A 12,963-nucleotide genomic window follows, 5' to 3' on the forward strand; every position below is an offset into this window, starting at 1 on the left:
GGCTTTTTTAATACCGATAGTTAGGACTCATTTTGAAAATGAGCACGCTTTTTGCTTATTCCTTTCATACAGTTACGCAAGCAAATAAGACACTGATATATTATATGAAAGTTTGGACCGTTGTTAATCAAAAAGGTGGAGTAGGTAAGACAACCACCTCTATCTCAATCGCTGGAAGTCTCTGTGCGCTTGGTTACAAGGTCCTATTAGTTGACTTAGATCCGCATGCATCGCTGACTCATTATTTGGGCGTAGACGCTGATAATTTGACGGTTTCCCTGTATGAGGTCTTCATGCAAAACCCAAGTAAAGACTTTGACATAAATAATGCCCTGCACACTACAAAAGTAGATAATCTTATACTGTTGCCCTCACATATCGCTCTAGCCACCTTAGATAAGAGTTTTGGTAACAGTCCAGGAAAGGGCTTAGTGATTAAAAATGCCTTGAGCGCCTTAGCAAATGACTTTGATTTTGTGATTATAGATTGTCCACCGGTACTTGGTGTATTAATGGTAAACGGACTCGTCGCCGCAGATAAAATTTTAATACCTACTCAGACTGAACATTTGGCTCTAAGAGGCTTAGCGCGGATGCTCAAGACCATTGAGCAGTTGTCGAGTAGCCTTAAGGCAGACGCAAGCGTGATGATCATTGCGACACTCTTTGACCGACGTGTAAATGCCTGCTTATTGGCCTATTCAAATATGCGTAGCGTTTATAAAGGTTTAATATGGCGAGGATATATTCCTGTGGATACCAAATTTCGCGATGCCAGTTATGAGGGTGTACCGGTAAATATTTTGGCTAGTCAGTGCCGTGGTGCTTTTGCTTACGACAAACTTACCAATGAGTTGCTAAAAAATGTCGTATAAAAGCGCAGATCTCGCCATCAATGACTATCTGCATTCGCTCACAGATTTAGTGACTCCTGATAGTAAAACATCAGAACATGCTGATGAATTAGCTTTAGCTGCACAACTGCTTGCAACTGCCAATGCACAACTGATTGATGAGGCGATTAGCACGGGAGACTTGCCAGAAAAAACCTTATTTCACCAAACAAATGTTCCATTTGAAGGCGCCGCTAGCAAGATTGTAAGTAAAGAAAACCCGAGTTTGGTCGAAACAGTAAATACAAAAGAATTAATTGCCCCGCAAGCATTGCATGAACGCTTGCCTAAGCGATTTCAGGCCCTGATTTTTGATGTTGCGGGACTAACATTAGCAGTGCCGCTTATTCAACTTGGCGGCATCATACAGATGCAAGAATTGACCAGACTCCCAGGGAAACCAGATTGGTTTATGGGGGTGTTAGTAAAGCAAGATAATCAGTATCAGTGTGTCGATACAGCGAAGTGGATTTCGCCTAATAAACATGTGGCACCGATACATCAAGGGCAAAGCTATACCTACGTAATTCAGTTAGGCAAAACTAAATGGGCACTGGCTTGTTCGCAATTAGCGACAACCCAGGAATTAAGCCATAGCGATATTAAGTGGCGCGATCAGGGCAAAAACCAACCTTGGCTCGCTGGAATGATTAAACAAAAAATGTGCGCTTTAATAGACGCTAGTCAGTTGATTAAACTGCTAGAATCAAAGCCCGCAAATATACCAGAAGTATTGTAACGGAGTGAAATCTATGTCTGAACAAAGAGCGACAGCATCAGCGGCCGATCCAAATGATGAAGTCTTACAATGGGTTACTTATCGCTTAGATGAAGAAACTTACGGCATTAACGTAATGCAGGTTCAAGAAGTACTGCGTTACACTGAAATTGCTCCGGTTCCGGGTGCTCCAGACTATGTGATGGGGATCATTAACTTGCGCGGCAATGTTGTTACGGTTATTGACACACGTGCCCGCTTTGGTTTGCCACCTTCAGAAATTACCGACAATTCTCGTATCGTGATCATTGAATCTGACGAGCACGTAGTCGGCATTTTGGTAGACAGCGTTGCTGAGGTGGTTTATTTACGCTCTTCCGAAATTGACAGCGCACCAAATGTTGGTACTGAAGAAAGTGCTAAGTTCATTCAAGGCGTCTCAAATAGAGACAACGAGCTATTAATATTGGTTGATTTGAACAAGCTCTTAAGTGATGACGAATGGGATGATATCGGCGGTATTTAAGGTCGCCAAATCAACTGCAATACATATCGTTTTTTTAAAGCTTTATATCCCGTTTTATTTCGACAACGCAAGATTTTAGCGGCCTGAATTGTTCAGGCCGTTTCTTTGTGCACACTTTTACTAGCCAATCCCTGTATTTTTATCTGTATCACTCTATAATCAAGCACATACTGTTTTTTAATAATGGAAAGTCCTCATGCCAGACTCGCTTGCGTTATGGTTTGCCCTAGCTGCATTATTACTGTGTTTCGCGCTCATCGTTGTGCTGTGGGCGTACGCGCAAAACTTAAAAGCAAAACTGATGCAGTCGGTGGGCTTAATTGATGAGTTACATAAACTCAGCAGTTCGCAGTCTGCCAGTATTGATTTACTCAAAACACAAGTGATTGAGGTAAATAAGCTCAGTAAGTCTGTGCGCAAAGAATACGGCGCCATGGCTGAGCAGGTTGATACGCGCATTAGTAAGGTGGAAGACACCGTTGAGCGTCTTGAAGAGCAAGACCCCGCCCTGAAAATGTACAGTCGCGCCAGCAAGTTGGTGGAACAAGGCGCTGCGATGGACGACATCATAGAAGCTAGCGGTCTACCGCGTGCTGAAGTTGAAGTATTGATTTCGCTACACGCACGCAAATAAAAATGCCTCATAAAATATTCAAGGCAGATGTCATTTTTCGTTATCTAAAATAAAAAACCCTTTTTGAAAAGTCATTCGTTAGTAGGGGTAAGGCAGCATCTATGCATATCGGTGCCGGCATTACCTGACAATATTATTATTATAGGATGACCTTTATGATTACCTCTACTTTTTCTCGCCCACTTCAACGAAGCTTCGTTTCTATTGCTATTTTGTTTGCAATGGGATGCGCTGGGCCATCGTTGCAAGATGAGCAAACCCGCAGCGCATCTAGCACAAAAACCCATGCGCATGAAGTTGATAGTCAAATCGAGCAAAAGCTAACTGAGCCTCTGCAAACTTCAGAAGCCGAAGCAATCGTGCTTAGCGCAGCGCGCACAATCGACGGACGCTATAAACGAGAAACTGATAGGTCTGCATTGGCGCCAGCATCGTCACGACTATTGCGCCACCCCGGTGATGCCTTAATGATTCATGCTCCGTTTGCTGAGAACAATACTGAAACCTATCAAGACATCGAGCAAAGTGGGGTCAAATTAACGCGCCTTGCACCGGTTTCTACTTTTTCCATTGATGTGGATACCGGCAGCTACACAAACGCTAGGCGCATGCTGCAACGAGGTATCATGCCGCCGAGCGATGCTGTGCGCATTGAAGAGTTTTTAAATTATTTTGACTATGGCTACAGTGCACCAAAAGAGCTTCATCAGCCCTTTAGCGTCAATACAGCCGTCTCCACTGCACCTTGGGATGCGCAAAAGCACATAGTCCGAATAGGCCTTAAAGGCTACCAGCCAGATAGCTCAAAAAGCGCCGGCAGTAACTTAGTTTTCTTACTTGACGTTTCGGGCTCTATGAACCAAAGCGATAAACTGCCGCTATTAAAACGCTCACTGTCGATGCTTACCTCACAGTTGACAGAAAACGATAAAGTGTCGATTGTGGTATATGCAGGAGCCTCAGGTGTGGTGCTTAGTCCGACCAATGGGAATGACAAACTCACTATTGAAAATGCATTAAATGCCCTGCAGGCCGGTGGTTCTACAAACGGTGCTGCAGGCATTGAACAGGCCTATCAGATAGCGCAAAGTACCTTTATTAAAGGCGGCGTCAATCGGGTGATCTTGGCTACCGATGGCGACTTTAACGTCGGCATCAGTGATCATAATGCCCTCATTGAACTGATCACACAAAAACGAGAAAAAGGCATTGCTTTGACTACCCTAGGATTTGGGCAAGGTAACTACAATGACTACTTAATGGAGCAACTCGCTAACGCTGGCAATGGCAATTATGCGTATATCGACAATATCAACGAAGCTAGAAAAGTCTTAGTCGACGAGCTCCAATCCACCATGCAAATGATTGCCCAAGACGTCAAAATTCAGGTAGAGTTTAACCCTGAGGTAGTCGCAGAATATCGTTTAATAGGTTATGACAACCGTGCGCTTGCCAATGAGGATTTCAATAACGACAAAGTAGACGCTGGCGATATTGGCGCAGGGCATCAAGTAACGGCGCTTTACGAAATCACACTGGTCGAGAGTGACGGTAAATTTAATGACGACTTGCGTTATGCAAAACCAGCGACAAATGCACACAGCACTAATTTGAATGAACTAGCGCATGTAAAGCTAAGGTTTAAGCAGCCCCATGCCAAGCAAAGCCAGCTTATAGAACAGATTGTGTATCGCGACGAGATTACGAATTTTGAGCAACAAAGCGGCGATTTTAAATTTGCAGTGGCCGTCGCAAGCTTTGCCGAACGGATAAAGCAGAGTAAATATACGCAAAATCTAGACTATCAATGGATTGCAAGTACCGCTCGACAAGTTAAAGGTGACGACGTATTTGGCTATCGCAGCGAGTTTATTCAATTAGTTAACACCGCTGACGCGCTAAAATAGGCGCGCTAGCATCACTTCACTTATGACTAGGTAGCAACTTGAACGCAGTAAGCGATGAAGCACTCATGCAACATTACGCAAATGGCGATTTTGACGCCTTTGAGGCGCTTTATGGTCGCCATAAAGGCGGCTTATATCGTTATTTGCATCGACAGCTTATTGATAAGAGTCTGGTGGATGATCTGTTTCAAGAGATATGGGGAAAAGTGATCAGCAGTGCATCAGGCTATCAGGCGTCAGCAAAATTTAATACTTGGCTTTATACCATTGCGCGCAACAAAGTGATTGATCATGTTCGCCATGTGCAGGTGTTAGGTAAGGTTATGGAGACTACTAGTGGGCATGGTGACAGCCAATCTGATGAATTGACACTGCAAACGCGTGGTGCCGATTCACAGCATACTGAGCCAGAAAGCCGCCTAGAGCAAAGCTATCAGGCCAGTGCGATTGAACACTGCATGAAAAAACTGCCCAAGCATCAGCTCGACTGCTTTTTACTGCGAGAGGAAGCGGGCTTAAGCGGACAGCAGATTGCCGACATCGTGCAAAGCAATTTAGAGGCTACTAAAAGCCGACTGAAGTCAGCCTACAGACTGTTGCGTCAATGTTTAACGCTGAGAATGGATGAACAAACTAGAAACGCAAGCGCCAGTCATAAATCGGAGATAACAGGAGGGTGGCAATGAGCAATCGATTTGATGATGAGCACAATGAACATCAAGCGATTGTGAGTGAAGCTTATCAACAATTACAAAAGCCAATGCCTACAGATACACTAGACGCGAGTATTTTGTCGATAGCTAGGCAGCAAGCGCAACTGAATGCGACATTGAGCCATCCGTCAATGAAGTCACCATGGCGAAAATGGCAATACAGTGGCTCAATTGCCGCTTCAGTAATCTTCGTCGCACTGGTGTTTGTGGTAGCCGAGCCAGAAGTAAACACCGATAGCGTTCAGTCCTTGCCTCCTGCTAATTCTGAACCAATGATGGCTGATATGACAGATTCAGCGCGAGAAAGAATGATATCAGCGCCTGCTCAGACCCAGATGCAAGGGCTTGTGGTGACGAGTGCCAGACGCCTCGCTAGCAGCCTAAATACTGAAGCTGAAGAAACACCACCGTCGCTGATTGATGAATTGTTTGAACGAATTCTTGAAATAAAAGCAATAAATGAAGAGTTGATCCCACCAAAAAAAGCGATGCATACCTCACCAAATGAGATAAGTACAAGCCAATTGGTCATCAGCAATCAGAAAAAAAGCGAACAAACTAAAGGTAGACAGGCCTTAGTTCAGGACGATAACGCTGAGATTAGTGAGTTACAGAGACAATTATTTGAAGCACTGTTAGCCGATAAGCAAAGCGCGCAAAACTGGGTGCTTGATGAAAAGTACAAAGAAGTATTGACCCATGATCAACTTCTGCAATTGCAGCAACACTAAGGTCTGTTAATCTTTGCTGCAAAATCATACAGCAAAGATCAACAGACCATTGGTATTTGCATTTTGGCGTAGGGATACAAAATCATGTAGACTCGTGCGCTTTATTATAACTTTGAAATCACTCTTTTTTTACAAGCTTAATGAGCGTTGATTTTGCCTAAAAATTTAATAATGAACATAAAAACCTATGCATCATGACAGAACTTGAAGAAGCCCTAACAGCCTTAGAAAGAGGCGACGAAACGACATCAATAAAGTTATTAAAATCGATGATTGAATCGAACCCAAAGCATGCAGAAGCATGGTCTTTCTACGGGATAGTTCTGCTTAAGAAAAATCAGCCAGAGGCTATTGAGGCGCTCAAAAAAGCATGTGATATAGCACCTCTAGAATCTCGGTGGCATTTACATTTAGGACGTTGTTTAAACCAAGTGAAAGACTTTGCAGGGGCTAAGACTGCCCTGCAACGAGCTGCAGAACTCTCTCATTACGCTCCTGACGCTGCGCTTGCGCTTACCAAGGCTTTGATTCAACTAGGAGAATTAAACGAAGCATTAAACGTCATACAAATCAGTGCAGCCCGCTATGATTCACCCCAAGTACATCACAAACATGCGCAAATCTCTGCCGCTTTACATGACTATACAACAGCTATCAGCGCCATAAAAACTGCTTATCGAAATGCAAATATGTCGGAGGCAGACTCGTTGCTTCTTGCTAAATGGCACATTCATGTCAAAGATTTTACTGCAGCGCAAAATTTGGTGGATAAGGTTTTAGCGATCCGGAAAAATGACCCTAAAGCCACAATACTAGCGGCTAACCTTGCATCATGGAAAGGTGATTTTGACCGCGCTCGAAACCTGATAAAAAAAGCACTTATCAGTCATCCAAAGCACATTGACTTGATTGTTGAGCAATTGCTATTGTCCACAAGTACCGATGCAGATACCTATCATTTCGCAAGCGAAATTGTTAATCAGCCAGGCACGAGCTCAGACAGCCGCATTAAACTTCTATTCGCATTGGCACAGACGGCCGATCGCCATGGTGATTATGAATTAGCATGGGACTATGCTACTACCGCTAATCGCTTAGCAAAAAACGGCTCGACATTTGACATTAATTCACTCTATAAACAGCTCGAACACGCGCTCACAATTTATCAAAAATCACGTCCCTTAGACTCAAGCGAAGACGTACAGCAAATATATTTTTTAGGACCGCCTCGGTGCGGTGGTTCTCTTATACAAACCTTATTAGCGGCAGCCCCGGGAGTTGCCTCTGTGGGCGAACGCGGGGCATTACTGCCATGGCTGATGCCGATGTTAGTAGGCCATGATGGTATTGATGTTTTTAATAAAAGTCAGCACCAATTGCAACAAGCTGATATCGCCGGTTTAAGGGCTCTTGCTCCTTCCGCCAGCGTATATGTTGATAAGACGACCCACAACCTGCATCTCGCGGGCTTGTTGCAGCGCATTCATCCTTCTGCGAAATTTGTTCATATCGAACGAAACAAAAAAGATATGGCACTTTCCATCTATATGCGCAATTTTTCAAATACGTTTACATATAGCTATGAAATTGACGATATTAACCGCTACTTAGACTTTCAGACTTATGCAGTAAAAAAATGGCAAGAGCTTGGTTTGCCCATATTAACCCACAATCATGATGACTTTGTAAAGGCACCTGAGTCCCACGGCAAGGCCTTATTTACCGACCTAGGACTCAGTTGGAATAATTCATACCTTGGAGTTGAAGCTCGCAGCGCATCCGTAGAAACATTCAGCTCGATGCAAGTTAGAAATGAAATAAAACCACCCCCGCAGCCAAAATGGAAACCTTATGCTAAATACTTAGCAAGCATCTAAATATGAGTTTGCAAGACCAGTATTAAGCAATCAAGCTTGGATAAGACAGGTAATTAAACGAAGCATATTGCCTAACAAGTCCTTTCCAAAGAAGACTTGGCGAAAGTCACCAAAAAGTGTCCGAATCGAACAGTTTTTTCGTCCGCGGACACGAATAAATCCACACCTTTTTAATATAGTGTTTAAATAACAGTTACTTAAATTTTGGCACGAACTTCGCTTAGCACTAGTGATAAAGACTCACAGCAAATAGTTAATCAATCACTAGGAAATAAATATGACGATTAAATACAAAATTTGGACTGCCTCATTTGCCCTGTATACGTTTACCGTTTGTACACTATGTTTGATAGCGTAAGCAGCCCTTGCTCGATTAGCTGGATGTTTTTAGTAGACCATTTTTTTGCATAATGTCCTTTATTTCTTGGACGCTCTCAGGGTCATCAATGGTTGAGGGCACCGCATAGTCACTGTCATCTGCAATTTGTCTAAGGAGTTTGCGTAAAATTTTGCCGGAGCGAGTTTTCGGTAGTCTAGGCACAATGATGGTTTGTTTTAAGCACGCTACCGCGCCGATTTCTTTTCGCACCATATTTACGAGCTCCGTTTGCAAGTCGGCTTCTGAAATGGTTGCGCCATCTTTCAACAACGCTAGGCCGATTGGCACTTGTCCTTTTAAGCTATCGTAAACACCAATAACACTGCACTCGGCAACGTCACGATGCGCCGCAAGTACTTCTTCCATCTCACCGGTTGAAAGCCGGTGGCCGGCTACGTTAATGACATCGTCGGTGCGACCCATAACAAATAAGTAGCCGTCTTCATCTATATAGCCGCCATCACCTGAGCTGTAATAGCCCGGAAATTCTTTTAAATAGCCGTCTTCAAAGCGAGCAAAATCACCCCATATAGTGGCTAAGCAGCTAGGTGGAAGTGGGAGTTTGATGGCAATTGCGCCTTGAGTGTTAGCCGGCACCGGCTCACCGCTGTGGTCAAGAATCTGTACATTGAATCCAGGCACCGGTTTGGTCGATGAACCTGGCTTGGTTGGCAGCGTTTCAATGCCGGTTAAATTAGCGCAAATTGCCCAACCTGTTTCAGTTTGCCACCAATGATCAACCACAGGTTTGCCGGTTTTTTCAACGGTCCACTCGTAGGTGGGCGGATCTAGTCGTTCGCCTGCCATAAAGATGGTTTCTAGACAGTCAATGTTATATTGCCCCAATAAAAGCGCCTCAGGGTCTTCTTTGCGAATGGCTCTAAACGCAGTGGGAGCGGCAAATACGGCTTTCACGCTGTACTGCTCTATTACCCGCCAAAATGCCCCAGCGTCAGGTGTTCTAACGGGTTTGCCTTCATACACAACGGTGGTGCAGCCATGCAGTAACGGCGCATACACGATGTAAGAATGCCCCACTACCCAGCCTACATCTGAGGCCGCCCAAAATACATCACCTGGCTCTAAGTTATACACCGAGCGCATCGAGTATTTCAGTGCCACCGCATGACCGCCATTGTCACGGACCACGCCTTTGGGCTTGCCGGTGGTGCCGGAGGTATAAAGCACATAAAGAGGGTCGCTACCCAAGACCTTAACGCAGTCTGCGGGAACTGACTGTTGAGTGGCCTGCAGCCAGTCGATATCTCTGGGACATTGCATGCTGGCAGCGCACTGTTCCCGTTGCAATAGAATTACGTGTTCGGGTTTGTGTTTGGCAAGCTCAATCGCTTGGTCTACCATCGGTTTATATTCGATAACTCGGCTAATTTCGATACCGCAAGACGCCGTGACAACTAACTTAGGTTTGGCATCATTTATTCTGATCGCTAGTTCGTTTGCTGAGAACCCGCCAAATACCACCGAGTGCACCGCGCCTATTCGGGCACAAGCAAGCATTGCAACAACCGCTTTGGCAATCATTGGCATGTAGATAACCACCGTATCGCCTTTTTCAACGCCGTACTGGCGTAATGTACCGGCAAACAGTGCGACTTCTTTTAGCAGTTCGCGGTATGTGTACTGCTGCGCCTCATCCGTCACAGGCGAATCAAAAATAAGCGCTAACTGTTCACCTCGGCCATTTTCAACATGATGGTCAAGGGCCATATAACAAGTGTTCATCTCGCCGTTGGCAAACCATCGGGCAATGCCGTTGCTATCCTCTGAAAGTATGCCGCTCGGAAAGGTAAACCAAGGTAAGTCTGCGGCTTTCTCTCCCCAAAAGGTTTCAGGTGCGGCAATAGAGTGATCGTATTCTTGCTGGTATGACATATTGATTCTGCCTTATTAAAATTACTAACGGTGGCTACATTTCAATCTGTGCAAAACGGACTTATTCGCTAACGCTACGCACAGTTCATTATCTTGTACTCTACAATAGAGCAGTTTGGGGAATAGGTGTTATTCGACTTCGGGCTTACATCTATGCTTATTTAGGATATTCATTTGACTAGCGATGATTTTTAGCCAATGATGCAAATAGACCTTGGCATGGATAAATGCTACCGATAATAACAACACACAACAGAGGTACTTTATGTCGTTTAACGCTGACATGCTTGAAGAATTAAATCTCATCTTGAAATTTCCAAACAAAAGCTTGATGCAAGGGCTCAAAGTACGCAAAGATGCTGACCAAGCTATGATCGATGCAGCACAACGCCTATACGAAAAAGGCATTGTGCAACAACCTGACGGTGGCTATTTAACCGATTTAGGCCACGATCTTGTTGAGCATGCGCAAATCTTGCAATCTGCACTCACTTCATAATAAGCCACTGAATAAACGTTTAGACGTCTAGACGTTTATTCTTGACATTTGTTCCCATTCCGCCACAATAACGACATCTTTGTTTCATTTGGTGTCTGTGCTTCATGCCGATTAAAATACCTGCTGAGCTTCCTGCTTCAGACGATTTGTCTTCCGAAAACATTTTTGTGATGGACAGTGAGCGTGCGCTTAAGCAAAATATACGGCCGCTCAACGTGGGTATTTTAAACCTCATGCCTAATAAAATAGAGACCGAACTACAAATACTCCGCTTGCTTTCCAATACCCCTTTGCAAATTAACATCGACCTAATTCGTATCGACGAAACCGCACCAAAAAATACCCCTGCATCTCATATGAATGCTTTTTATCATTCGTTTTCTGAAGTGAAAGATAAAAAATACGATGGGCTTATCATTACCGGCGCGCCCTTAGGTAATATGGAGTACGAAGACGTTAAATACTGGGACAAAATGACCACGCTGATGGACTGGAGCCGCCGTCATGTGCAATCTACCATCTTTTTATGCTGGGCAGCTCACGCGGCTATGTACCATTATTATGGTGTGCAGCGAGTGGTCAGAGAGAGAAAGTTGTCTGGCGTTTTTGAGCATCGAGTTCTGGACGAAAAAAACGAGCTGGTGCGCGGCTTTGACCCTTATTTTTGGGCACCGCATTCTCGCGTGGGTGAAATTCCTATTGAAGATTATCAGCGGATCGACGGTCTTTCTGTGCTCGCTAGCTCTTATGATGCAGGTGTCTATATTGCCGCAACAGACGATAAACGCTTAGTTTACGTTACCGGGCATCCTGAGTATGACCCATTAACCCTTGCGCAAGAGTATGAGCGAGATGTAGAGGCTGAACTCAGCCCTGCAGTGCCTGAAAATTACTTCCAGCAAAACGATCCAACAAAAGACATTAAAGTCCGCTGGAAGTCACACGGCACTTTGTTTTTTACCAATTGGCTCAACTACTGCGTGTATCAAACCACGCCGTTTGATTTAAACGAACTTAATTAACCCATCGCATATAGGAAGTCGCAGTGACCGATACCGCAACCCGCATAGCCAAGCTCGCATCTACTCGTATTTTAGTGCTTGATGGCGCAATGGGAACCATGATCCAAGAGCTAAAACTCAATGAAGAAGACTACCGCGGTGAGCAGTTTAAAGACTGGCACTGCGACCTGAAAGGCAACAATGATTTGTTGGCAGTCACGCAGCCTCACCTAATCAAAGAGATTCACCTGGCGTATTTAAAAGCGGGCGCCGACATCATTGAAACCAATACCTTTAACGCTACTGCTATTTCGATGGCCGATTACGACATGCAAGACCATGTTGAACAAATTAACCTGTGCGCGGCTAAGTTAGCTCGTGAAGCGGCTGATCAAATAAGCGCACAAGACCCTGCTAAACCACGATTTGTTGCAGGTGTGCTTGGACCAACCAGTCGTACCGCTTCTATTTCGCCGGATGTCAACGACCCAGGTAAGCGCAATGTGGATTTTGACGAGCTAGTTGAAACCTACACACAGGCCACCAAAGCGTTAATAAAAGGCAAGGTAGACATCATCATGCTCGAAACTATTTTTGATACCTTAAATGCAAAAGCAGCAGCCTTTGCTGTCGATGCGGTATTTGAAGAGCTTGGTTTAACTTTGCCAGTTATGATATCAGGCACCATCACTGATGCCTCTGGTCGCACGCTTTCAGGGCAAACTACCGAAGCCTTTTATTATTCTTTACGCCATGTTAAGCCAATTGCGTTTGGCCTTAACTGTGCCCTTGGCCCTGACTTGCTAAGACAATACGTGGCTGAATTATCAAGAGTCTCGGAGTGTTTGGTATCGGCGCACCCCAATGCGGGATTGCCCAATGAGTTTGGTGAATACGACATGCAGGCTGCCGAAATGGCTGAGCATATTGAAGAGTGGGCAAAGTCAGGCTTAGTCAATATTGTGGGTGGTTGTTGTGGCAGCACACCTGAGCATATACGTGCGCTATCCCGAGCAGTAGCGGGTGCAGCACCAAGAAAGCTACCTAATGTTAAGGTGAAGCTAAGGCTATCAGGCCTTGAGCCCTTTGTGCATTAGGTTTTATTAGGGCGACGGCGCTACTCATTCGATGCAGTATGTAATTGATAAGCGAATACCTTTTCGATTTAACCGTTTTACAAGAGAGCATGTAA

The 12,963-nt window shown here is 44.6% G+C and carries 12 protein-coding genes; 11 read left to right on the forward strand and 1 reads right to left on the reverse strand.

Annotated elements, in window-relative coordinates; all coding sequences use genetic code 11:
- The first annotated feature begins 104 nt into the window (after nucleotides 1-104).
- From AB9H30_RS01010 to AB9H30_RS01045, 8 genes are all read left to right on the forward strand, one after another.
- A complete protein-coding gene (locus tag AB9H30_RS01010) occupies nucleotides 105-875 on the forward strand; it encodes a ParA family protein (RefSeq protein WP_371192721.1) in 771 nt (256 codons plus the stop codon).
- Nucleotides 865-1,632: a chemotaxis protein CheW gene (locus tag AB9H30_RS01015; RefSeq protein WP_371192722.1), complete on the forward strand. Its 768-nt coding sequence runs from the start codon at nucleotides 865-867 to the stop codon at nucleotides 1,630-1,632. Before AB9H30_RS01010 ends, AB9H30_RS01015 begins: the two co-directional genes overlap by 11 nt.
- 13 nt (nucleotides 1,633-1,645) lie before the next feature.
- Nucleotides 1,646-2,137: a chemotaxis protein CheW gene (locus AB9H30_RS01020; RefSeq protein ID WP_371192724.1), complete on the forward strand. Its 492-nt coding sequence runs from the start codon at nucleotides 1,646-1,648 to the stop codon at nucleotides 2,135-2,137.
- Nucleotides 2,138-2,333: 196 nt separating this feature from the next.
- A complete protein-coding gene (locus tag AB9H30_RS01025; RefSeq protein ID WP_371192725.1) occupies nucleotides 2,334-2,771 on the forward strand; it encodes a DUF2802 domain-containing protein in 438 nt (145 codons plus the stop codon).
- 155 nt (nucleotides 2,772-2,926) lie between these two features.
- Nucleotides 2,927-4,678, forward strand: a complete 1,752-nt coding sequence (locus AB9H30_RS01030; RefSeq protein WP_371192726.1) for a von Willebrand factor type A domain-containing protein — start codon at nucleotides 2,927-2,929, stop codon at nucleotides 4,676-4,678.
- 38 nt (nucleotides 4,679-4,716) lie between these two features.
- On the forward strand, nucleotides 4,717-5,364 hold the full coding sequence (locus AB9H30_RS01035) for a sigma-70 family RNA polymerase sigma factor (protein ID WP_371192727.1): 648 nt from the start codon (nucleotides 4,717-4,719) through the stop codon (nucleotides 5,362-5,364).
- Nucleotides 5,361-6,122, forward strand: a complete 762-nt coding sequence (locus AB9H30_RS01040) for a hypothetical protein (RefSeq protein ID WP_371192728.1) — start codon at nucleotides 5,361-5,363, stop codon at nucleotides 6,120-6,122. The genes AB9H30_RS01035 and AB9H30_RS01040 overlap by 4 nt, the downstream gene beginning before the upstream one ends.
- Before the next feature lie 194 nt (nucleotides 6,123-6,316).
- On the forward strand, nucleotides 6,317-7,999 hold the full coding sequence (locus tag AB9H30_RS01045) for a tetratricopeptide repeat protein (protein WP_371192729.1): 1,683 nt from the start codon (nucleotides 6,317-6,319) through the stop codon (nucleotides 7,997-7,999).
- 373 nt (nucleotides 8,000-8,372) lie between these two features.
- On the opposite strand, the gene AB9H30_RS01050 is transcribed toward AB9H30_RS01045, so the two are convergent.
- Nucleotides 8,373-10,271 carry a propionyl-CoA synthetase gene (locus tag AB9H30_RS01050; RefSeq protein WP_371192731.1) on the reverse strand — a complete coding sequence of 633 codons (1,899 nt, stop codon included), beginning with the start codon at nucleotides 10,269-10,271 and terminating at the stop codon, nucleotides 8,373-8,375.
- Between the two features lie 265 nt (nucleotides 10,272-10,536).
- Between AB9H30_RS01050 and AB9H30_RS01055 the strand changes: the two genes are divergently transcribed.
- From AB9H30_RS01055 to AB9H30_RS01065, 3 genes are all read left to right on the forward strand, one after another.
- Nucleotides 10,537-10,770 carry a TIGR02647 family protein gene (locus tag AB9H30_RS01055; RefSeq protein ID WP_371192732.1) on the forward strand — a complete coding sequence of 78 codons (234 nt, stop codon included), beginning with the start codon at nucleotides 10,537-10,539 and terminating at the stop codon, nucleotides 10,768-10,770.
- 104 nt (nucleotides 10,771-10,874) lie between these two features.
- Entirely contained in the window at nucleotides 10,875-11,792 is a 918-nt protein-coding gene (metA, locus tag AB9H30_RS01060; RefSeq protein WP_371192733.1) for a homoserine O-succinyltransferase, read from the forward strand.
- A gap of 23 nt (nucleotides 11,793-11,815) precedes the next feature.
- On the forward strand, nucleotides 11,816-12,868 hold the full coding sequence (locus AB9H30_RS01065; protein WP_371192734.1) for a homocysteine S-methyltransferase family protein: 1,053 nt from the start codon (nucleotides 11,816-11,818) through the stop codon (nucleotides 12,866-12,868).
- Nucleotides 12,869-12,963 lie beyond the last annotated feature (95 nt).

The organism is Glaciecola sp. SC05 (assembly GCF_041380235.1).
Taxonomy (GTDB): domain Bacteria; phylum Pseudomonadota; class Gammaproteobacteria; order Enterobacterales; family Alteromonadaceae; genus Glaciecola.